Genomic DNA, 20,637 nt, shown 5'->3' with positions numbered 1-20,637 from the left:
ACCCGATAATGCGTGCCGCCCATACCCTTGCCCTACTTGCCTTGTTTCCCCTGTTTGGCGCCTGCCAGATGTTCGATAACGATCCGGCCAAGCCTTCTACGGCCGGGCTGACCCGAATGCAGGGCGAACTCACCGCAGTCGGCGGCAAACTGCTGTTCCAGCCGTGCAATGACAAACGCAACTACGTGGTCAACGACACCGGCGGCACCAGCATCCTGCAGGAAGCGGCCTCCCTCGCCGGCGAGCAAGGCGCGTTGTTTGCCGACCTGCGTGGCAAGTTCTCCGGGGTCGCCAGCGGCACCCAGGGCAGCGTCGACCTGCAACAACTCTACCGCGTCGAGCGCTCGACGTCGGCCTGCGACGACCCGGACTTCAAACGCATGATCCTGCGCGCCAACGGCCACAAACCGACCTGGGTGATGAACGTCACCGCCAAGGGCCTGGTGCTGGAGCGCGAAGGCCAGCCGCCACTGGCGGTGCCCTATGTGGAAGAACAAATCGGTGACGGCCGCTTCAACCTGATGACCGAAGCCAACAACCAGCACGTGGAATTGTGGGTAGCCCCGCAGCGTTGCGTCGACCCGGTCAGCGGCAGCCTGCAACACATGACCGCCGAGTTGCGCGTCAACGGCCAGGTGCAGCGCGGTTGCGCGTCGTTCGGCGGCTCGCGCGACGACTGACGCGACCCCACGCTGTTTTAACATGACGGGAAACCGCCATTGAGGCTTATAATCGCCGGTTTGCAAAACAGCCGGCCTCCGAGCCCGCCGCCTACCGGATCCTGTCATGTTACGAATCACCGAACTCAAGCTGCCCATCGACCATCCCGAAGAAGACCTGCGGCCCGCCATCGTGCAGCGCCTGGGCATCGCCAGTGATGACCTGCTCGATTTCACCCTGTTCAAGCGTAGCTACGACGCCCGCAAGAAATCGTCGGAGCTGTGCTTCATCTACACCGTCGACTTGAATGTTAAGGGCGAAGCCGCCCTGCTGCTCAAGTTCGCCGATGATCGCAACGTCAACCCCGCGCCAGATGTCAGCTACAAAGTCGTGGGCCAGGCGCCGGAAGGCCTGGTTGAACGGCCGATCGTAGTGGGTTTCGGCCCATGCGGGATCTTTGCCGGGCTGTTGTTGGCACAAATGGGCTTCAAGCCGATCATCCTTGAGCGCGGCAAGGAAGTACGCCAGCGCACCAAGGACACTTGGGGCCTGTGGCGCAAAAGCGTGCTCAACCCAGAGTCCAACGTGCAGTTCGGGGAAGGTGGCGCCGGGACCTTTTCCGACGGCAAGCTGTACAGCCAGATCAAAGACCCGAAATTCCACGGCCGCAAAGTCCTGCACGAGTTCGTCAAGGCCGGTGCACCGGAAGAAATCCTCTACGTCAGCAAGCCGCATATCGGTACGTTCCGCCTGACCGGTGTGGTAGAGAACATGCGCGAGCAGATCATCGCCCTCGGCGGTGAAGTGCGTTTCGAGCAGCGGGTTACCGACGTGCTGATCGAGGACGGCCAGTTGAACGGCGTGGTCGTCGATGGTGGCGAGCAAATCCTGTCCAAGCACGTGATCCTGGCCCTGGGTCACAGCGCCCGCGACACCTTCCGCATGCTCCACGGCCGTGGTGTGTACATGGAAGCCAAGCCGTTTTCGGTGGGTTTCCGCATCGAGCACCCGCAATCACTGATCGACGCCGCGCGCCTGGGCAAATACGCCGGGCATCCGAAACTTGGCGCCGCCGACTACAAGCTGGTGCACCACGCCAAGAACGGCCGCTCGGTCTACAGCTTTTGCATGTGCCCAGGCGGCACCGTGGTCGCGGCGACTTCCGAGCCGAACCGCGTGGTCACCAACGGCATGAGCCAATATTCGCGCAACGAGCGCAATGCCAACTCCGGCATCGTGGTCGGCATCACTCCGGAGGTGGATTACCCGGGCGGTCCGCTGGCAGGTATCGAGCTGCAGGAGCGCCTGGAGTCCCACGCTTATGTCCTCGGTGGCAGCAACTACGAGGCGCCGGCGCAGTTGGTGGGTGACTTCATCGCCGGCAAGCCGTCCACAGCGATCGGCAGCGTGGAACCGTCCTACAAACCAGGCGTTTCCCTGGGCGACTTGGCGCTGGCCTTGCCGGACTTCGCCATCGAAGCGATCCGCGAAGCCCTGCCGGCGTTCGAGAAGCAGATCAAAGGCTACTCGCTGCACGATGCCGTGTTGACCGGCATTGAAACGCGCACTTCGTCGCCGCTGCGGATTACCCGTAACGAATCGATGCAGAGCTTGAACGTGAAAGGTCTGTTCCCGGCGGGGGAAGGCGCCGGTTATGCCGGAGGGATTCTGTCGGCAGGTGTGGATGGGATTCGCATTGCCGAGGCGTTGGCGCGGGACATGTTGGGCCTGCAAGCCTGACACATTCCCTTGTAGAAGCCCGGCTCGCCGGGCTTCTACAACGTTAAATGTTGGCGCGCAGAATACTGTCCGGCAACGGCTCGCCGCGCTCGACACTGGCCGCAACCGCTGCAATTAACCCGTCCAGCGCATACCCCTGCCCCGCCAGCCAGGCCTGATCGTAGTAAGTTGTGGCGTAGCGCTCACCGCCATCACACAAGATCGCCACAATCGAGCCCGACTCTCCCGCCGCTCTCATCTGCTGCGCCGCCACCAAAGCGCCAACCAGGTTAGTCCCGCTCGAACCGCCGACCCGCCGCCCCAACCGCTCGGCCAGGTAGTGCATGGCCGCCAGCGACAGTGCATCCGGCACCTTGACCATCGCATCGATCACCTTGGGCAAAAACGATGCCTCGACCCGTGGCCGACCAATGCCCTCAATCCGCGAACCGCAGTCCAGGCGCAAACTGGCATCACCACTCTGGTAGAAATCAAAGAACACCGAGCGTTCGGCATCGGCACACAACACGCGGGTGCAATGCTGGCGATAACGTACATAACGACCGAGGGTCGCGGTGGTGCCGCCCGTACCGGGGCTGGAGATCAACCAGCTCGGTTCTGGATGTTGCTCGAAACGCATCTGCTGGAAGATCGACTCAGCGATGTTGTTGTTTGCCCGCCAGTCGGTGGCGCGCTCAGCGTAGGTGAACTGGTCCATGAAGTGACCGCCACTTTCCCGCGCCAGACGTTCGGATTCGGCATAGATCTGCGTGGGATCCTGTACCAGGTGGCTCTTGCCGCCGTAGAAGGCAATCTGCGCGATTTTCTCCTGGGACGTGGTGGCCGGCATCACCGCAATAAACGGCAGACCGAGCAGGCGCGCGAAGTAGGCTTCAGAAATCGCCGTCGAACCGCTGGATGCTTCGATCACCGGCGCGCCCGGCTTGAGCCAGCCATTGCACAGCGCGTAGAGAAACAGCGAACGCGCCAGCCGATGCTTCAGGCTACCGGTGGGGTGGCTGGACTCGTCCTTGAAGTAAAGCTCGATGCCCGGCAACCCCGGCAGCGGCAAAGGGATCAAGTGCGTGTCCGCGCTGCGCTGGAAGTCAGCTTCAATGATGCGAATGGCTTCGCGAGCCCAGGGACGATGGTCACTCATGGAGAGTTTCTCTAAAGGGTGTAAGCCCTGATTTTAGGGGGTTTCCTACGTGTCACACAGATACAGTACCGATTCAATCGGGCGCACAATTGCTAGGTTCAATCGCAACGTCATTCCAAACCGTCGCTTATAACAAATAAGAATATAACTTTTGTTTTAACAACTAACGGTACGGGTTAGGGTACCCACCTATTGAATCTGGATTGGAGAGCATCCCTTGCCTCTGCGTAGCACTTTTACCCGTTTCTTCCAGCTGGAAGCCGCCAGCGGTCTGTTATTGATCGCGGCTGCGGCACTGGCGTTGATCATCAACAACTCCCCTTTGTCGCACCTGTACGCTGCGTTTCTTGATGTACCGGTGGTGGCGCAGATCGGTGCGTTGAAAATCGCCAAACCGGCCTTGCTGTGGATCAACGATGGCCTGATGGCCCTGTTCTTCCTGTTGATCGGTCTGGAGGTCAAACGTGAGTTGCTCGACGGCCACCTGTCAAAGCCCTCGCAAGTGGTACTGCCCGGCGCAGCGGCTATCGGCGGCATGGTCGTGCCGGCGTTGATCTACTGGGCGATCAACAAGGATTACCCCGCCGCACTCTCCGGCTGGGCGATTCCCATGGCGACCGACATCGCCTTCGCCCTCGGCGTGCTGGCCTTGCTGGGCAAGCGCGTGCCGGTGTCGCTGAAGCTGTTCCTGATGACCTTGGCGATCATTGACGACCTTGGCGCGATCATCGTGATTGCCGTGTTCTATTCCGCCGACCTGTCCGGCGCCGCCCTGGCGGGCGCAGCTGCCTGTCTGGTTGCCTTGATTGCGATGAACCGCCTGGGCGTCATCAAGCTCGGACCATACCTGATCATTGGGCTGATCCTGTGGGTGTGCGTACTCAAGAGCGGTGTTCACGCGACGCTTGCGGGTGTGACATTGGCATTCTGCATCCCGATGCGCACCAAGAACGCCGAGCCCTCACCGCTGCTCACGCTGGAACACGCGCTTCACCCGTGGGTGGCCTACGGTATTTTGCCGCTGTTTGCCTTCGCCAACGCCGGCGTATCCCTGACCGGCGTCAGCCTGGAAAGCTTCACTCACCATGTGCCGATGGGCATTGCCGCCGGTTTGTTGATCGGCAAGACCGTGGGTGTGTTTGGCCTCACCTGGCTGGCCATCAAGACCGGCCTCGCTGCCTTGCCCAACGGCGCCAACTGGGGCCAGGTGTTTGGTGTGGCGATCCTCTGCGGCATCGGCTTTACCATGAGCCTGTTTGTCGGTTCGCTGGCGTTTGTGCCGGGTGCCAGTGAGTTTGCTGGGGAGGACCGGATGGGGATTCTGACGGGGTCGATATTGGCCGCGTGTATTGGTTATGCGGTGACGGCGATGGCGAGTCGCAAGAAGGCCGAAACTTCAGGTTTGAACTGACAGCGCCGAAAACCAAAAAGCCGCCTCGGCTTAAACCGAGGCGGCTCCACTTTTCAGACCTTACCGGTCATCGAAGCTGTCCCGCAGAAATACCCACACGTGGTAGACACGCAGGCTATTCACTACGAGGTTCCACGTACGTCGTGCAAACTTCGACATACTCGGCCCTCCTAACGTTAGGCCTTACCTCCAGCGCACTTACCGGAACACGTGAGCCTTTGGATGCAGGTCAATGCATCTTTGAGGCGGCCGGGTTGATGGGCTTCCCGCATGAATCCGGCACGGCTTACTAGCCCGTGGCGATCAGTCCAAAAATTCGCGCGCGTACCCGGCTCGCCTATTAGCGAAAAACGTAGAACAAGGGGGAGCCTAACGAATCTCCCGAATGAAGGTGTGACGAAAAGTGGTTAAATATCCAGTACTGCTTATGAGATCTATTGCAATTTTTTGCAGTAAAAATTGAAAACAGAAAAGCGTCAAGAATGGCCTTCGTCGACTTCTCTCAACCTTGCATGACGGTGTGACCGGAGGTACTATCCCGGCCGCAGGTCAATGCATCTTTGAAGTCGCAGCCCCGTCAATAATGGGGTTCGCAATAAAAAACCGCCCTACTAAGGCGGTTTTTTAATGCCTGCATTTTTTGCAGTTCAACCCGGCCACACCCCATAAAACCAAAAACCCCAACCGGTCACCCGGCTGGGGTTTTGTAGTTCTACAACCAGCGCTTAACGCGTAACGCGGCTAGTACCATCAACAGTCATGATGCGCACACGGTCACCAATGCGGAAGATTTCATTCTCCTGCACAGCCTGCACGTAGGCACGCATGCTGCCGTCGTCTTCGCGAACGGTGATTTCTACACCTTGAGTGCGAGTCAGGCCTTCTTCGGTGGCCGAACCCAGCAGGCCGCCAGCGACGGCGCCGATCACTGCGGTCACGATGCTGCCACGGCCGCCGCCGATGGCGCTGCCGCCAACGCCGCCGATGACTGCGCCGGCTGCACCGCCGATTGGGGTCTTGGTACCTTCGATTTTTACCGGACGCAGGGATTCGATGGTCCCCATGCGCACGGTCTGTACACGACGCGCTTCGTCACGGGAATACGAGTCGCCGGTCAGACTCGAGGCGCAGCCACCCAGCAGCAACGACAGGGTGGTAAAGCAGGCAACCAGTAAAACTGACTTACGCATAGCATCAACTCCAAAGGACAGGTGGTCATTAAACGCTGCAGCTTGACGCCTGTCACGGCAAGCACCGCAAAAAATTGCTTTCATTCAGCCTTAGTACAGACTGCCCACACCAGAAAACTCGACGAACGGTAGTTCTACCTTCAAGGTTTACATTGATTGTAGTCGCAACGGTCGCCGAGAACTCGGCGCGGCAGTACACGTCCGACGTCTCTGGAATAGAGACGTCGGAGTGACGGGATGCATTCAACGGAAATGACGAAAGGTGCAGCTCAGGGCGCCAGGCGTTCGCGGGTCCAGTCGGCCCCTTGCAGGCGGTAGTTCAGACGGTCATGCAAACGGCTGGCACGACCCTGCCAGAACTCGATTCGCTCCGGCAGCAAGCGATAGCCACCCCAATGCTCAGGGCAGTCGGGCTGGGTGTCGCTGAAACGCTGTTCGGTGGCCTTCAGCAGGTCCTGCAGTTCCTCTCGATCACGAATGACCTGGCTCTGCGGCGACGCCCAGGCGCCCAGCCGGCTCCCCAGCGGGCGGACCTGATAATAAGCGTCCGACTCTTCAGCCGTGACTTTCACCACCCGCCCCTCGATCCGCACTTGGCGCTCCAGGGTCGGCCAGAAGAAGGTCATGGCCGCAAACGGCCGCGCCGCGAGCTGCTGGCCCTTAGCACTCTGATAGTTGGTGAAGAAGGTAAAACCCTGCGCGTCCAGGCCCTTGAGCAGCAGGATGCGGCAGTGCGGGCGACCGTCCTGGTCAACCGTGGCCAGGGTCATGGCATTGGCCTCCACCGGTGGCTGCTCGGTTTTCACCGCGTCAGCAAACCACTGATGGAACAAGGCAAATGGCTCGCTCGGGGCCTGGGCCTCGCTCAAACCATCCCGTGTGTAGTCACGGCGCATATCGGCCAGTGCCTGGGTCATGCGGCTTTATCCTTCTGGTTCAGCGGATCAGTTTTTGGCCTGGTCGTTAGCCGGTGCCGCAGCCTTGGCTTTGGCCGGCGCAGGCTTTTTGGCAGCAGGCTTGGCCGGGGCTTTCTTGGCGGCTGGCTTGGCGGCGGCTTTCTTGGCTGGCGCCTTTTTAGCCGTAGCTTTGGCAGCTGGAGCCGGAGCCGGAGCGGGAACATTCTGCACAGCAACCATCTCGGCGACAGGCGGGGTCTTGCCCGACTGGTACTTGCTCAGCAGCGCCAGCATGGTGGTGCGCTGGGTCAACATGATTTCCATGCGACGGTTCAGGGCACGGCCCTGATTGCTGTCGTTGGCGGCACGGGGCATCAGGTCGCCCATGCCACGCAACATCAGGCGATCCTGCTTCAGGCCGCTGAGGCTGAAGATCGAAGCGATGGATTGTGCACGCTCTTTGGTCAGCGCTTGGCTGGCCGGGGCGGTGCCGGTGGCATCCACATGGCCGAGTACCAGCACGGCGGTCTTGGGATCGGCTTCAACAGCCTTGGCAACGCGCGTGAACGGACCGAGGGTGACCGGCAGCAGCATGGTCGGGCGTTTCGGGTTGTAGGAACCGTCTACCGGCGCAATCACGACGAGCACGTTGTCGCGCCGCTCCAGTTGCAGGTTGCTGTCCTTGATGGCGGCGCGCAGGCGCGGCTCATAGTCGTCCAACCAGGCCTGGGTGATTTTCGGGTCAGGCATTGGCACGTTGGTCACGTCGACCTTGGCCAATGGCTTGGGTTTGCTTTCGAACGGCCACCACCAGCGGGTTTCGCTGTCTGTCTTGGCGACGGCCGGAGCAGTTGCAGGCTCGGCGGCCTTGAGATCGGCTTTCAGGTCAGCCTTGGCATCGGCGGCCTTTTCGTCGGCGCTCTTGGAAGAGAACGGCCACCAGCTGGAGCCGGTGTCAGCCTTGGCGGCTGGCGCCGGCGCGGCGGTGGCGGCTACCGGCGCTACAGGCTTGGCACCCGCAGCCGGCTTGGCGTCTGGCTTGGCGTCGGTTTGGGTCACTGCGTCCTTGGTCGCGGCCTTGTCAGATCCAAATGACCACCAATGCCCGCCCTCGGCATCATTTTGTGGAGTTTGTGCGCAGCCGGTAATAGTGAGGCATAGCGCCAGTGCCAAGGACTTGTTCGATAACATGAGATATCCACAAAATGAGAAAAGAAACGGGGGTCTGGATGACCCGTTAAACAGACGCTTACAGAACATCAAAGTTAGATCATTTCGTTCAGCGTCTTCTTATACTTGCCTTTGTAACAAAAAATCGTGAAACAGCAAGAGGTTTACAGACAACCGGCCAATATTCCGACCAACTTCTGCGCCCGGGGGTCCATAAGTACATAAGGTCCCAATGTATTAGTCACGAAACCAAACGCTACATCATGCTCTGGGTCGGCAAAGCCTACCGAGCCGCCTGCGCCGGGATGCCCGAATGCACGCGGGCCAAGGCCGAAGGTGGCATTGGGCAGCTGCGGTTGGTCCAACATGCAGCCCAGGCCAAAACGGGTTTGTGTCAATAATGTTTTATCCGGCCCGATACTGTGTTCGCGGGTCAATTGTTCAAGCATATCGGCTTCAAGCAAACTACCGTCCAATAAACCACTATAAAAGCCTGCCAGGCTGCGTGCATTACCGTGACCATTTGCCGCCGGCTGCTGCATGCGGCGCCATTCAGGTTTATTAGTACTGGTCAGAATAGACGGCGGATTGGCAAATGCACGTGTGGTCATGGCCGAAGGTTCACGCATCATTACTTGCAGTAAACGTTGTGCGGCTTCATCGCCCATATTGCCTTTGCTGCGCGCTATATGTGCCACGCGATAAAACTCTGCATCCGCCAGGCCCACATGGAAGTCCAGCCCAAGTGGCCGTGCAACCCGCGCCACGATTGACTCTCCCGGCCCGCGCCCATCGGCGCGACGCAGCAATTCACCCACCAGCCAGCCGTAGGTGATCGCCTCGTAGCCGTGGCCTTGGCCGGGCGTCCACCACGGGGCTTCTGCCGCCAGGGTGTCGACCATCAGTTGCCAGTCGTACAGTGCCTCGGTGGGGAGCATTTCGCGGATCGCCGGTAAACCAGCCTGGTGGCAGAGCAAGTGGCGCAGGGTAATGGTTTCTTTCCCGGCCGCAGCAAATTCCGGCCAATAGTTGGCCACGGGTGCGTCCAGTTGCAACTTGCCTTCGGCCACCAGCTGCAGGGCCGTCACGGCTGTGAAGGTCTTGGTGCAGGAGAACAGGTTGACGATAGTGTCGCTGTGCCACGCTTCGACACCGTCCTTGTCGGCGGTACCGGCCCACAGGTCGACAACGGTTTCACCGCCGATCTGGATGCAGAGCCCGGCACCACGCTCCTGAGGGTCATCGAACAAGGCGGCGAAGGCTTCACGTACCGCTTCGAACTGGAGTTCGTAATGACCCTGAATCTGCACCTGAGCGCCCTCGAAAACATCAAAAAAGTGGCCGACATTGTTCCAGCCCTTGTGGGTTTTGTGAACCCGTCAGCACTCAATCAATGACCATTTCCAGAGTGCCCGCCCGCATGTCCGGCGCCCTGCCCCGGGCCTTTGCCCTCGTGTCCGGCCCTGCCGCCTTCGCTTTCACGCACAGCCCCCGCTGCCTTGGCCTTTTCCGCTTCCTTGCCCAGTTGATCGACGGCCGCCAGGTTGCTTTTGCGTACGCTGTCGACAAAGCCCTGGAACGGCACGTCGGTGATGCCTACCAGGCCAAAATGGCCGTTTTCACCGTCCAGCAAACGCCCGGTGGCCGGCTGATCCAGGTACTGGAACCAATGCACGCCAACGATCGACGGCTCGGCCATGGCCTGCTTCAAGAAGTTGCCATAGGCCGCGCCACGGTCTTCCTCACGGGCCAGCTGCGTCACGCCCCCCCAGAAAGGCCCACGGTCGGCCGAGCCGAAGTTGAATTCGGTGATCAACACCGGCTTGTCCAGCGCACGCAGGGCGGCGAAGTCGTAACCGTCCTGCGGCTTGAGGGTGTACATGTTGAAGCTCAGCACATCGCAATACTGTGCACAGGACGCCACGGCTTCCGGTGTGCTGACCGCAAAACGACCGCCTAATAGCAGTTGATTCGGCGCATGCCACTTCAGCGAATCGGAAATGGTCTTGAAATAGGCATCGGCGAAGGTCTTCTGGAAGTACTTGAAGTCCGCTTCGATTTCCGGGTGCTCAGGGTTGGGCACCGGCGGTTCGAAGCCCGGGTCTTCCATCAGTTCCCACCCCTTCAATTCGATGCCCCAGGCTTTCGACAGGCCTTCCTCATTACGGTATTTGTCGCGCAGTTGCTTGAGAAACGCACGCTTGGCCGGGACGTCGGTGGTCATGCGCAAGGTGCCATAGGCCAAGGCATAGCGGGACTTCGGATCATCACCTGGGCCGGCCCAAGCCAACTCGTTGTCGGCAAAGAAACCGATCAGCCACGGATCATCGCGATGATCGCGAGCAGCGATGGCCACGGCGCGCTCAGTGGCCATGGCAAAGCGCGGGTCGAACGGGTCGGGCATGCCGCCCCACCAGTCAGTGCCAGTACTGATGCTGGTGTAGTCGCCGACGATCGACAGCGGCAAGGTATAGGGTACGCGGTCGGCGCTGGCCAGGTCGCCATCGCTCCAGTTGCCCACGGTATTGAAACCCCAGGCTTGCAGGCGGTCGAGGGTGTGAGTGGTCCAGCGTTTCTGGTCAAAACCTTCACCGCCATAGGTGCGCTGCAGGTTGGCGCCGTAGAAATCGTACCAGCGCCCGGCGCCAAAGCTGCGGCCCTCACCTGCGCCATTGCCCGTGCGGTTGTCACCACTGCCGTAATACTTGTCGAACGGTTCGCCGGCCTTGGGCAGCGCCGCAAACATCCATTCACGACCGGACACGTAGGTCTGGTTGTTGTCCGGGGCCACGGTATTGACGCCCAGGGAGTAGAACGGATGCCCCTCCGGCGTCACCAGGTACCAGCGCCCGTCGCGCTTCTCGGTGCGGAAAAAACCGCTGGCGTCGAACGCGGGGCCCTTGTTCCAGCCGCCGTACTGATCCAGGGCGGACTTATCCCGCGTGGCCAGCCAGCCCTGGAGCTGCTGTTGCTCCTTGGCGGAGGCAGCCTTGAGCTGCTCGTCGCTGCTGACTTTTTCCGGCCAGCGCGCACGGGTGGATTGACCATAGGCATCCACCAATTCGCTGTAGGCAGCCTTCAATACGGGCTCGCTGTCCTGCACGCCAAAGCGCTCCAGCAAGATACTCTGGGCGGCGTTGGGCTTGATCATCGACAAAGTCACCGAAACCACCTGGCTGCGGTCGATTTCACCCGCGCTGCTGGCCAGCAATACCCGCTGGCCGTCCACAGTGATCGGCATCGGCGGACCGGCCTTCATGCCCTGGCTCAATGGTGAATTGGCTTGCAATGGGACCAGCAGGGTCTGCGCCGGACCCGCCGGCAGGTCGATGCGGCTGACCAGGGTACGGCCGTCGTTGCTCTGCACCTTGACGTAGAGCGTCAATGCCCAATCCATCGCACTCTGGATGCGCAGGCTCATAGCCCCCGACTGGGACCAGTCCCAGGCGCCGGTCTGTGGGCTGAGGACCAGGCTCGGTTCGGCAGCCGGGTTGAACGTGATACGGCGCAGCACTTCGCCTTCAGGCGTCTGTTCGGCGTTGTATTGCGGCAGGCTGGCGTCCTGGGTCGCCACCTTGACCACATCGGCAGGCCGGACGAAATTGAACAGGGTCTGTTGCCCTGCAGGCGCGGCCATCAAGGGCGCGGCGAACAGCAGGGCAAAAAGGGCGGGCAGCGTGCGAATCATACGAGCAAGGTTCTCCCAGGCGGCCGATGAATGGCCTGATGAATGACAGTCAGATAGACCACGAAGTGGGCGAATCCGCCCACTGTGGCTTAAGAAATTTCGCGCCTGAACGGCGGCAAGGCATTAAGGATAGCCTTGCCATAGCGCTGGGTGACCAAACGGCGGTCAAGCAAGGTGATGGTGCCTCGGTCTTCCTCGGTACGCAGCAAGCGACCGCAGGCCTGGACCAGCTTCAGGGAAGCATCCGGCACCGAGATTTCCATGAACGGGTTGCCGCCCCGTGCTTCGATCCATTCGGCCAAGGCCGCCTCGACCGGATCGTCCGGCACCGAGAACGGAATCTTGGCGATCACCACGTGCTCGCAGTAGGCACCCGGCAAGTCCACACCTTCAGCAAAACTCGCCAGGCCGAACAGTACGCTGGAGTCCCCACCATCAACGCGCGCCTTGTGCTTGTTCAGGGTTTCCTGCTTGGACAGGTTGCCTTGGATAAACACCTGCTTGCGCCAGTCACGGTCGAGGCCGTCGAACACGTCCTGCATCTGTTTGCGCGACGAGAACAGCACCAGCGTACCGCGTGAACCCTCTACCAGCTCTGGCAGGTCACGGATGATCGCAGCGGTGTGGGCCGCCGCATCCCGTGGATCAGCCTTGAGGTCCGGCACCCGTAACACACCGGCGTCGGCGTGATGGAACGGGCTGGGCACCACCGCGGTGACGGCCTTTTTCGGCAGGCCGGCGCGCATGCGGAAGCGGTCGAAAGTGCCCAGGGCCGTCAGCGTGGCCGAGGTGACCAGGCAGCCGTAGGCCACGTTCCACAGGTTGCGGCGCAACATCTCGGCGGCCAGGATCGGGCTCGCGTTGACCTCGATGTCGAACAGCGCACCGCTTTCCGACAGGGTCAACCAACGCGCCATGGGCGGGTTGTCTTCCGGGTCTTCAACAGTAAAGGCCGTCCACAACTCCCAGTTGCCCTGGGAACGGGACAACAGGCTGCCGAACAACGGATACCATTCCTCGGCCTGGTTGCTGGCGATGCCGATATTGACCTCGCCGTCCATGCCCTCTTTGAGCAGGTCGGTGAGACGGGTGAACAGGTCGGTCAGGCGTGAAAAACCCTTCTTCAGCTCGATGCCCATTTCGCGCATGTGCTCGGGAATCAACCCGCCGACAAAACGGTGACGCGGCCGCTCACGGCCCTCGACGTCTTCGCCGGGTTTGAAATCAGCCACCTGCTCGCAGGCGCTGAACATGAATTGCTGCTGGGTCTTGATCTCCCGCGCCAGCTCCGGCACCTGTTCGATCAGCTTGCCCAGGTCACCGGGCAGCGGGTGCTGGGCCAGCAACTTGGTGAGATTCTTCGCGGTGGTTTCCAGCCAGTCGGCAGTGGAGCGCAGGCGCGTGTAGTGGGCGAAGTGGCCGATGGCCTTGTCGGGCAGGTGGTGCCCTTCGTCGAAGACATAGAGGGTGTCACGCGGGTCCGGCAATACTGCGCCGCCGCCCAGGGCCAGGTCAGCCAGGACCATGTCGTGGTTGGTGACGATCACATCGACCTTGCCCATGCCTTCGCGGGCCTTGTAGAAGGCGCACTGACCGAAGTTGGGGCAATGGCGGTTGGTGCATTGGCTGTGGTCGGTGGTCAAGCGTGCCCAGTCGGCGTCTTCCAGGGCGGTGGGCCAACTGTCGCGGTCGCCGTCCCATTTATTGCCGGCCAGTTTCTCGATCATGCTGGTGAACAGCTTCTGGCTGGCCTCATCGACTTCGATCTTGAAGCCTTCTTCTTCGAACAGCTGGGCAGTGGCGGTCTGCGCATGGCCTTCCTGCAACAGTACGTCGAGCTTGGACAGGCACATGTAGCGGCCACGGCCCTTGGCCAGGGCGAAGGTGAAGTTCAGGCCGCTGTTGCGCATCAGGTCGGGCAGGTCTTTGTAGACAATCTGCTCTTGCAGGGCGACGGTGGCGGTGGCGATCACTAGGCGCTTGCCGGCGGCCTTGGCGGTGGGGATCGCGGCCAGGCTGTAGGCCACGGTCTTGCCGGTGCCGGTGCCAGCCTCGACCGCCACGACCGCGGGCTCACCCTCGCGGCGACCTTCGTCGTCGGTGTCGATATCCCCGAGGACCTTGGCCACTTCGGCGATCATCAGGCGTTGGCCGTAGCGCGGTTTCAAGCTCTTGGCTTCGAGAAAACGCGAGTAGGCGCCCTGGATCGTGGTTTTGAGTTCAGTGCTGATCATGGATAGTCGGGCGCAAAAAACGCTGGATAAATTTTCAGTGGTTCGGATCGGCGGCTATCATACCCCGCTAATGAATCCCGCGCAGAACGGAGTACCACAATGACCGCGTTTAGCCTCGTTTACACCCTGCATGTATTGGCCGCCCTGGTATGGGTCGGCGGTATGTTTTTCGCCTGGATGATCCTGCGCCCCGCCGCTGTCGCGGCACTTGAGGGCCCGGCCCGCCTCAGGTTATGGGCGAATGTGTTTCAACGTTTTTTCGTATGGGTGTGGGTCGCGGTGGCGATTTTGCCGATCAGCGGCATTGGCTTGCTGCAATTGCGCTTCAACGGGTTTGAGACGGCACCGCGGTATGTGCAGGTGATGATGGGGTTGTATCTGGTGATGACGGCGTTGTTTATCCGTATCCAGGCGTTGAAATTCCCGGAATTGCGCACGGCGGTGGCGGCTGAGGATTGGCCGGCAGGGGCTGCGGTGCTGGGCCAGATCCGCCGGTTGGTGGGGATCAATTTGATCGTGGGGTTGGTGGTGGTGGCGATTGCTTCGGCTCGGCCGATGTTATAAGGGTGTTCTTCAGGGCCTCTTCGCGGGCAAGCCCGCTCCCACAGTTGACCGAGTTCCAACATGAGAATGCGGTCGAATGTGGGAGCGGGCTTGCTCGCGAAGACGTCAGCCCAAACGACTCACAGCCGCTGAATTGTCACAGTGCCTGCAGGCCCAGCCGGCCCTGGCTGCCCTTCCAACCCTGGGCGGCCTTTCTCGCCGCCATCAGCGCGGTACACCAGGCAGCCTTTGGACTGGCCACCCTTGCCGGGCTTGCCCGCTGTGCCAGCCAAACCTCCGGCACCGCCATCCACCCACACCTTGATCTGCTGCGCCGGGAAGTCCTGCGGCAGTTCGACCCGCACCTGCGCACCCGCCGCGCCTGGCAAACCGTCACCGCCGTTATCGCCATTGGCGCCACGACCGGCCGAGCCCCAGGTGCAGCCCGGGTCTTCGCCATTGGCGCCATCCAGCCCGGCATAACCTTGGGCACCGGCGCCGCCACGGGCGTCCACCGACAGTTCTTCGGCTACCAGAGAATTGATGCGCAACGTCAGGTCACGCCCGGCCTTGGCCGGCTTTTCGTGGGTGCCGGGAGCGCCGCGTGAGGTGATCTGGCTGCCGTGATCCAACTGCGCATGGCGCACTTGCAATTGCAGCGCAGTGTTACCGGGCACGATGGCGATACGGGCGTCGCGGCCCAGATGCAGTTCATCCACGGTGACTTGGCTGATGGTGGCCGGAATCAACAACGTGCCGTAGTCCGCCACGTCCAAGCGCTCCAGTTGCAACACACTGGTGCTGCTGGGCAGGCGCATCAACGAGTTGGTTTCAACACTGACGCTCTGGGCCAGGGCAACGGGGCTGACCAACAGGGCCAGCAATAGAACCTTACGCATCGTGGAGCTCCCCTGAAAATTTTCAAAAAATATTTCTAGTTTTTCTTTGGACGCACAGTAACGACTTCCACAGGCGCTTTGCCAGTGAAGGATCAAAAAAGATGATAAAGGGGGAGGATTGGCAGCAATGCCCCTGTGGATCCCACAGGGGCAAGGGCCGTCAGCGGTTGATCTGGATTTCGGTGCGGCGGTTCAAGGCGCGGCCTTCAGCGGTTTTGTTATCCGCTACAGGATGGCTTTCACCTGCGCCGGTCACCGATACGAAATTGCTGCGCGGCACACCGGCACCGATCAGGTAGTCCGTCACCGAATGGGCGCGTTTGTCCGAAAGCTTCTGGTTGTAGGCGTCGTTGCCGACGCTGTCGGTGTGCCCACTGACCCGCAACTGGGCGGTCGGGGCTTCCTGTTTCAAGCGCGTGGCGATGGTGTCGAGATTGGTTTTGTCCGCCGCCGTCAGCTTGGCCGAGTCGAACTGGAAGTGCACATCGCGGATCACGATGGTTTCTTCCTTGACCACCACCACTTCCTCAACCACGGCCGGTGGCGGTGTCGGTGGGCAACCATTGGCATCCACCTGCACACCTTTTGGCGTGCCTGGGCACTTGTCGCGGCTATCCGGCACACCATCACCGTCTTCATCACCATCGCCGTGCACCCAGCAATAGGCACCGGCCATGCCGCCGATCAGCAGCGCACCAGCGCCCGCATAGGCCGAGCTTTCAGTGGCACCGATCGCCGCACCGGTCACACCGCCAATGGCGGCGCAGGTGGGCCAATCGGTTTTTTGCAAACCTGCGCAACCTGTCAATACTCCGGTTAGCAGAACCAAGGGTAGAGCTGTCCGCATGATGCTCATCTGATTTCTCCTGAGGGGATCGGCGGGGGCCGATGGGTGGAGTAAAGACGGCTCTTTTCATCTGCGCCACTACGCCGCGCCCCTGTATTCATTGAGGATCGCCGCATTCGTAGGACTTTTCGCCGCCACCCGCTCTAGGCCCGCACGCTCAGCCGCGCTAGTCTCTATGGTCCCGATGTGAGGATCTCTGATGACCGCTGGTATTTCTGCCCGTACACCTCAGCAAGCCTTGGCCGCCTTGCTCGATCTGCACCAGCCCAAACGCCTGCTGCTGTTGGGCGCCAGCCAGTTCCCGGCGCTGGAGGCTTTTCAAAAAGCCCACCCGGACACTCAGGTGTCCGTCGCGGCACCGGGCGCGTTGCCCACAGAGCTTGCCGCACAGCGGTTTGACCTGGCGCTGGTGGTGGACTGCCTGGAGCACCTGTCAAAACCGCAAGGCCTGACGCTGCTCGGCGGCATCCGTAACCTGAATGCCAGCCGCATTGCGGTGCTGGTGGACCTGGGCGCCTGCGACTGGAAGGACACGGACTTTTTCTCCCTGGCCCTGCAGGCCGGTGAGCGATTCCAGCGCGACGAGCAGGTTCTCACGCTGTTTACCTATGATCTGCTTGACTATAAACAGGTGCCGGACTGGCTCAACGCCCGCTTCTGGGCCAACCCGGAAAACTTCGGAAAGTATTGGTGGTAACCTGATGAGTACATCCATTTGCCCCTGCGGCAGTGGCAACCTGCTGGATGCCTGCTGCGGCCATTATCACGCCGGCCACCCGGCACCCTGCGCCACCGCGTTGATGCGTTCGCGTTATAGCGCCTACGTCTTGGGCCTGGTGGATTACCTGATCGCCACCACCCTGCCCGCGCAACAAGCCGGGCTGGACCGAAATGCCATCGCCGCCTGGAGTGCCCAGAGCACCTGGCTCGGCCTTGAGGTGGAAAGCTCCGAGGTGTTCGGCGGCCAGCCGGAACACGCGTTCGTGACCTTCACCGCGCGCTGGCACGACAGCAACGGCGAACATAGCCACCGCGAGCAGTCTTCTTTCGTACAGAATGACGGGCGCTGGTACTTCATCGACCCGACCGTGGAAGTGAAGGCCGGACGCAACGATGCCTGCCTGTGTGGCAGTGGGCAGAAATTCAAGAAGTGCTGTTCCAGCTACCTCTAAAAACGCTAAGGATTAACGCCATGCTTCGGATGTACAGCTTGATGCTGGCGTTAGCCCTCGGTTTGAGCGGTTGCGCGTCGTGGTTTGAAGACGACTCCCCCCCGCCCCACGTGTCGCTGGTGAAAGTCGAAGTGGTGCGCGCCAAGTTGCTGGAGCAGAAATTCAAGCTGTACTTTCGCGTGGATAACCGCGACGACGCCGACCTGACTGTGCGCGGTTTGATTTACAAGGTCACCCTGGGCGACTTCGTGCTGACTGAGGGCGAGTCCAATGAATGGCTCACCGTGCCGCCGCGCAGTCATAAGTTTTTCCGGGTGTCGGTGCGCACCAACCTCTGGCCGCAGATCCGTGATGTGGTGCAGATGCTGAAAAATCCCGACCGGCCTGTGCCGTATCGCTTGGATGGCGAGCTGAAAACCGGATTATTCATCGGTTATGACGTGCAGGTGAACCACAATGGCGAGATAATCCCCGGCGATTTTATTCCGGAGCGACATCGATGACTCAGCAACCCCATGTCCATGGTCCTGACTGCAACCACGATCACGATCACCATGATCACGACCACGGCCATGTCCACGGCCCGAACTGCGGCCATGCTCACCAGGAGCCCGTGCGCAACGCCTTGAAGGACGTGGGTCGCAATGATCCTTGCCCGTGCGGCAGCGAGAAGAAATTCAAGAAGTGCCACGGGGCGTAAGGCCCAAATGTGAGCGGGCTTGTGTGGGAGCGGGCTTGCTCGCGAATACGGTGTGTCAGTCACCTGATGCATCGACTGAAAGTCCGCTTTCGCGAGCAAGCCCGCTCCCACATTTAGATTGCGTTTCACATTCAGGATTTGCTTTGGAATCGCAGCTCCGCCTCAAGGCCCCCACCTTCCCGATTACGCAAGCTCAACCGCCCGTCATGCGCCTTGGCGATGGTGTGAGCGATGCTCAAACCCAACCCATACCCGCCGGTCTCGGCATTGCGTGAGCCTTCTACCCGATAAAACGGCTCCATCACCTGCTCCAGCTGTGCCTGGGGAATCCCCGGCCCTCGGTCGCTGATAATGATCGTCAAGCTATCCGCCTGGTCCTCGACCCGCACCGTCACATCGCGGCCATAACGCACCGCGTTCTCCAGCAGGTTCTGCACACACCGCTTGAGGCTGCGGGCGTACCCCGGCAGTGGCTGTTTTGCGCGGCCTTCGATCACCACGTTCTCGCCCACATCCTGCAGATCCGCCTGCAAGCTTTGCAGCAAGGCATTGATGTCGATGTTCTGCCGTGACTCGTTGATTTCACCGCTGCTGACAAAATCCAGCGTACTGGCCACCATCTGTTCCATTTCCTCCAAGTCACTGCGAAAACGTTCCTTGGTGCGGTTGTCCTCAAGCATCTCGGTGCGCAGGCGCAGGCGTGTGATCGGTGAACGCAGGTCGTGGGAAATAGCCGCAAGAAACCGCGTGCGCTCGGCGATGTTGGCGATCAGCCGCTGCTGCATGGCATTGAAGGCCTGGGCGGCACGGCGCACTTCGGTAGGGCCATCCACCGACAACGGCGGACGCTGGATATCCCTGCCCAGGGCTTCGGCCGCCTTGGCCAACGCGTTGAGCGGGCGGATCGCCAGGCGCACCGCCACCAGAGCGATCAGCACCAATACCAGTACCCGCAGCAAATAAATGCGCATAACGTAATCGAACAACAGGTCCAGCGGTGAGGTGCTGGTCCAGCCCTGTTCTTCGCTGGCATCCACCTGCAACCAGCGGCCGTCGGGCAGGCGCAGGTCGATCAGAAACTGCCCCACCACCGGTTTTGAACCCAGCAGGGTCGACAGCCCGGCGGTTTGCCCTTCGGCATCCACCAGCGACAGGCGCAACAGGATCAGCGTCTGGGCGTAACCGGTTTTTTCCGACAATACCTTCTTGATCAACCGTTCGGTGGGCCGGTCGCTGTCGTGAAGCGTGCTAGGCGTATTACTGGCCTGGTCGCTGAGGGTCAGGCGGAAGGTCGGCGTGTCGAGCATCTTGATCAGCAGGTCCGCCTGTTGCGGGTCGCCGTGCACCAGCCGCACCACGTCCGCCAAGCGCGTGGCGATCAAGCGCGCAGGGATTTCCAGCACCTGCCCGTGGCGCCGGTCGTACCAGATGCTGCTGGTCAGCGCCTGCGCCGCGAGCATGCCGCTGACCAAAATCAGCACCAACCGCCCGAACAGCGAACGCGGCAGCAGTCTCACGATTCCAGCACAACGTCGTCGGCGGTGAGCATGTAGCCTTCGTTGCGCACGGTCTTGATCACATTGGCCGGCAGTTGCGAGCGCAGACGGCTGACGCACACATCGATGGAACGGTCGAACGGCGTGCTGTCCTTGTCGAACACGTGATTGAGCAGGAAGTCGCGGCTCAACGGGCGATTGGGGTGCTGCAACAGCAGGCGCAACACGCGGTAATCGGAGTTGCCCAGGCTGACCACCACCCCCTCCGGCGACAGTAACTGCCGCGCTCGCGTGTCGAGCTGCCAGCCTGCGAAACGGATGCTCGGCGCTTCATCCAGGCGCGCACGGTCGGGAAAGCTCTGCACCCGGCGCAACACCACCTTGATCCGCACCAGCAGTTCGCGTGGGTCGAACGGTTTGGGCAGGTAATCGTCGGCGCCGATCTCCAGGCCGACGATGCGGTCGATCAACGAACCTTTTGCCGTGAGCATCACCACCGGCGTGTTTGAGTTCACCCGCAATTCGCGGCACAGGCTCAGGCCGTCTTCACCGGGCAGCATCAGGTCGAGAACGATCAGGTCGATGACATTCAGCGCCAGGCGGCGGCGCATTTCCTTGCCGTCGGCCGCAGTGGAGACCTGGAAGCCGGCGTCGCTCAGGTAGTCGCAGAGCAACTGGCGGATTTGCGGATCGTCATCAACGATCAGCAGGTGGTCTTGCTTGGCCATGGGCAGTCAATCCAAAAAACAATGAAACGCAGCAAATAGCCGAAAGTTCAGCCAGCCGTGCAGGCAAATGTAATGGAATGTTGTAGGAAACCATAATCACGCATCAGCGATACAAACCCGGGGCA

At 60.9% G+C, this 20,637-nt stretch carries 19 protein-coding genes; 8 read left to right on the top strand and 11 right to left on the bottom strand.

Annotation, left to right across the window (positions count from 1 at the left end):
* The first annotated feature begins 8 nt into the window (after positions 1 to 8).
* Positions 9 to 680: a COG3650 family protein gene (locus PF1751_RS06525; protein WP_021492391.1), complete on the top strand. Its 672-nt coding sequence runs from the start codon at positions 9 to 11 to the stop codon at positions 678 to 680.
* Positions 681 to 786: 106 nt separating this feature from the next.
* Positions 787 to 2,400, top strand: coding sequence for an NAD(P)/FAD-dependent oxidoreductase (locus PF1751_RS06520; protein WP_010212374.1), 1,614 nt, complete (start codon positions 787 to 789; stop codon positions 2,398 to 2,400).
* A gap of 43 nt (positions 2,401 to 2,443) precedes the next feature.
* On the opposite strand, the gene PF1751_RS06515 is transcribed toward PF1751_RS06520, so the two are convergent.
* A complete protein-coding gene (locus PF1751_RS06515) occupies positions 2,444 to 3,538 on the bottom strand; it encodes a PLP-dependent cysteine synthase family protein (RefSeq protein ID WP_010212375.1) in 1,095 nt (364 codons plus the stop codon).
* 217 nt (positions 3,539 to 3,755) lie between these two features.
* On the opposite strand from PF1751_RS06515, the gene nhaA reads away from it, so the two are divergent.
* Positions 3,756 to 4,949: a Na+/H+ antiporter NhaA gene (gene nhaA / locus PF1751_RS06510; RefSeq protein WP_010212376.1), complete on the top strand. Its 1,194-nt coding sequence runs from the start codon at positions 3,756 to 3,758 to the stop codon at positions 4,947 to 4,949.
* Between the two features lie 725 nt (positions 4,950 to 5,674).
* Here nhaA and PF1751_RS06505 read toward each other — a convergent pair.
* From PF1751_RS06505 to dinG, 6 genes are all read right to left on the bottom strand, one after another.
* Positions 5,675 to 6,139 (bottom strand): outer membrane lipoprotein, encoded by a 465-nt coding sequence (locus tag PF1751_RS06505; protein WP_003189251.1) that lies wholly within the window; start codon positions 6,137 to 6,139, stop codon positions 5,675 to 5,677.
* Between the two features lie 269 nt (positions 6,140 to 6,408).
* Complete coding sequence (pdxH, locus tag PF1751_RS06500; protein ID WP_021492392.1) at positions 6,409 to 7,056, bottom strand: pyridoxamine 5'-phosphate oxidase; 648 nt, start codon at positions 7,054 to 7,056, stop codon at positions 6,409 to 6,411.
* A gap of 27 nt (positions 7,057 to 7,083) precedes the next feature.
* The gene (locus PF1751_RS06495) at positions 7,084 to 8,226 is read right to left on the bottom strand and encodes an OmpA family protein (protein WP_021492393.1); all 1,143 of its coding nucleotides are present in this window, start codon (positions 8,224 to 8,226) and stop codon (positions 7,084 to 7,086) included.
* Positions 8,227 to 8,369: 143 nt separating this feature from the next.
* Entirely contained in the window at positions 8,370 to 9,515 is a 1,146-nt protein-coding gene (locus PF1751_RS06490; protein WP_021492394.1) for an EstA family serine hydrolase, read from the bottom strand.
* An 80-nt stretch (positions 9,516 to 9,595) separates the two neighbouring features.
* A complete protein-coding gene (locus tag PF1751_RS06485) occupies positions 9,596 to 11,893 on the bottom strand; it encodes a beta-galactosidase (protein WP_010212382.1) in 2,298 nt (765 codons plus the stop codon).
* 89 nt (positions 11,894 to 11,982) lie between these two features.
* On the bottom strand, positions 11,983 to 14,127 hold the full coding sequence (gene dinG, locus PF1751_RS06480; protein ID WP_010212383.1) for an ATP-dependent DNA helicase DinG: 2,145 nt from the start codon (positions 14,125 to 14,127) through the stop codon (positions 11,983 to 11,985).
* Positions 14,128 to 14,226: 99 nt separating this feature from the next.
* On the opposite strand from dinG, the gene PF1751_RS06475 reads away from it, so the two are divergent.
* Positions 14,227 to 14,691 carry a CopD family protein gene (locus PF1751_RS06475; protein WP_042570682.1) on the top strand — a complete coding sequence of 155 codons (465 nt, stop codon included), beginning with the start codon at positions 14,227 to 14,229 and terminating at the stop codon, positions 14,689 to 14,691.
* Positions 14,692 to 14,810: 119 nt separating this feature from the next.
* Here the strand turns inward: PF1751_RS06475 and PF1751_RS06470 are convergent, their stop codons facing one another.
* Positions 14,811 to 15,569 carry a hypothetical protein gene (locus PF1751_RS06470; protein ID WP_010212385.1) on the bottom strand — a complete coding sequence of 253 codons (759 nt, stop codon included), beginning with the start codon at positions 15,567 to 15,569 and terminating at the stop codon, positions 14,811 to 14,813.
* A gap of 160 nt (positions 15,570 to 15,729) precedes the next feature.
* A complete protein-coding gene (locus PF1751_RS06465; protein WP_042570681.1) occupies positions 15,730 to 16,425 on the bottom strand; it encodes a PA1041 family peptidoglycan-binding anchor lipoprotein in 696 nt (231 codons plus the stop codon).
* 190 nt (positions 16,426 to 16,615) lie between these two features.
* Between PF1751_RS06465 and PF1751_RS06460 the strand changes: the two genes are divergently transcribed.
* The 4 genes from PF1751_RS06460 to PF1751_RS06445 are packed head-to-tail and all read left to right on the top strand — an operon-like array spanning position 16,616 to position 18,288.
* Complete coding sequence (locus tag PF1751_RS06460) at positions 16,616 to 17,113, top strand: DUF6231 family protein (RefSeq protein WP_010212387.1); 498 nt, start codon at positions 16,616 to 16,618, stop codon at positions 17,111 to 17,113.
* A gap of 4 nt (positions 17,114 to 17,117) precedes the next feature.
* Positions 17,118 to 17,588 (top strand): YchJ family protein, encoded by a 471-nt coding sequence (locus PF1751_RS06455; RefSeq protein ID WP_010212389.1) that lies wholly within the window; start codon positions 17,118 to 17,120, stop codon positions 17,586 to 17,588.
* Between the two features lie 20 nt (positions 17,589 to 17,608).
* A complete protein-coding gene (locus PF1751_RS06450; protein WP_021492408.1) occupies positions 17,609 to 18,091 on the top strand; it encodes an LEA/WHy family protein in 483 nt (160 codons plus the stop codon).
* Positions 18,088 to 18,288 carry an SEC-C metal-binding domain-containing protein gene (locus PF1751_RS06445; RefSeq protein WP_003189235.1) on the top strand — a complete coding sequence of 67 codons (201 nt, stop codon included), beginning with the start codon at positions 18,088 to 18,090 and terminating at the stop codon, positions 18,286 to 18,288. The genes PF1751_RS06450 and PF1751_RS06445 overlap by 4 nt, the downstream gene beginning before the upstream one ends.
* 131 nt (positions 18,289 to 18,419) lie before the next feature.
* On the opposite strand, the gene PF1751_RS06440 is transcribed toward PF1751_RS06445, so the two are convergent.
* Together PF1751_RS06440 and PF1751_RS06435 are read right to left on the bottom strand one after the other, a co-directional pair.
* Entirely contained in the window at positions 18,420 to 19,805 is a 1,386-nt protein-coding gene (locus PF1751_RS06440) for an ATP-binding protein (protein ID WP_021492409.1), read from the bottom strand.
* Positions 19,802 to 20,512 (bottom strand): response regulator, encoded by a 711-nt coding sequence (locus tag PF1751_RS06435; RefSeq protein ID WP_010212395.1) that lies wholly within the window; start codon positions 20,510 to 20,512, stop codon positions 19,802 to 19,804. The genes PF1751_RS06440 and PF1751_RS06435 overlap by 4 nt, the downstream gene beginning before the upstream one ends.
* Between the last annotated feature and the right edge of the window lie 125 nt (positions 20,513 to 20,637).

It is taken from the genome of Pseudomonas simiae (assembly GCF_000934565.1).
GTDB lineage: Bacteria > Pseudomonadota > Gammaproteobacteria > Pseudomonadales > Pseudomonadaceae > Aquipseudomonas > Aquipseudomonas simiae.
Note: the sequence above shows the minus strand (reverse complement) of the source record. Positions and strands in the feature narration are given on the sequence as shown.

Coding starts and splice junctions, on each gene's coding strand:
- PF1751_RS06485 (WP_010212382.1), bottom strand. CDS start 11,893: ATGATTCGCACGCTGCCCGCCCTTTTTGCCCTGCTGTTCGCCGCGCCC.
- PF1751_RS06465 (WP_042570681.1), bottom strand. CDS start 16,425: ATGAGCATCATGCGGACAGCTCTACCCTTGGTTCTGCTAACCGGAGTA.
- PF1751_RS06495 (WP_021492393.1), bottom strand. CDS start 8,226: ATGTTATCGAACAAGTCCTTGGCACTGGCGCTATGCCTCACTATTACC.
- PF1751_RS06470 (WP_010212385.1), bottom strand. CDS start 15,569: ATGCGTAAGGTTCTATTGCTGGCCCTGTTGGTCAGCCCCGTTGCCCTG.
- PF1751_RS06505 (WP_003189251.1), bottom strand. CDS start 6,139: ATGCGTAAGTCAGTTTTACTGGTTGCCTGCTTTACCACCCTGTCGTTG.
- PF1751_RS06515 (WP_010212375.1), bottom strand. CDS start 3,538: ATGAGTGACCATCGTCCCTGGGCTCGCGAAGCCATTCGCATCATTGAA.
- dinG (WP_010212383.1), bottom strand. CDS start 14,127: ATGATCAGCACTGAACTCAAAACCACGATCCAGGGCGCCTACTCGCGT.
- pdxH (WP_021492392.1), bottom strand. CDS start 7,056: ATGACCCAGGCACTGGCCGATATGCGCCGTGACTACACACGGGATGGT.
- PF1751_RS06525 (WP_021492391.1), top strand. CDS start 9: ATGCGTGCCGCCCATACCCTTGCCCTACTTGCCTTGTTTCCCCTGTTT.
- PF1751_RS06475 (WP_042570682.1), top strand. CDS start 14,227: ATGACCGCGTTTAGCCTCGTTTACACCCTGCATGTATTGGCCGCCCTG.
- PF1751_RS06520 (WP_010212374.1), top strand. CDS start 787: ATGTTACGAATCACCGAACTCAAGCTGCCCATCGACCATCCCGAAGAA.
- PF1751_RS06460 (WP_010212387.1), top strand. CDS start 16,616: ATGACCGCTGGTATTTCTGCCCGTACACCTCAGCAAGCCTTGGCCGCC.
- PF1751_RS06450 (WP_021492408.1), top strand. CDS start 17,609: ATGCTTCGGATGTACAGCTTGATGCTGGCGTTAGCCCTCGGTTTGAGC.
- PF1751_RS06445 (WP_003189235.1), top strand. CDS start 18,088: ATGACTCAGCAACCCCATGTCCATGGTCCTGACTGCAACCACGATCAC.
- PF1751_RS06435 (WP_010212395.1), bottom strand. CDS start 20,512: ATGGCCAAGCAAGACCACCTGCTGATCGTTGATGACGATCCGCAAATC.
- PF1751_RS06455 (WP_010212389.1), top strand. CDS start 17,118: ATGAGTACATCCATTTGCCCCTGCGGCAGTGGCAACCTGCTGGATGCC.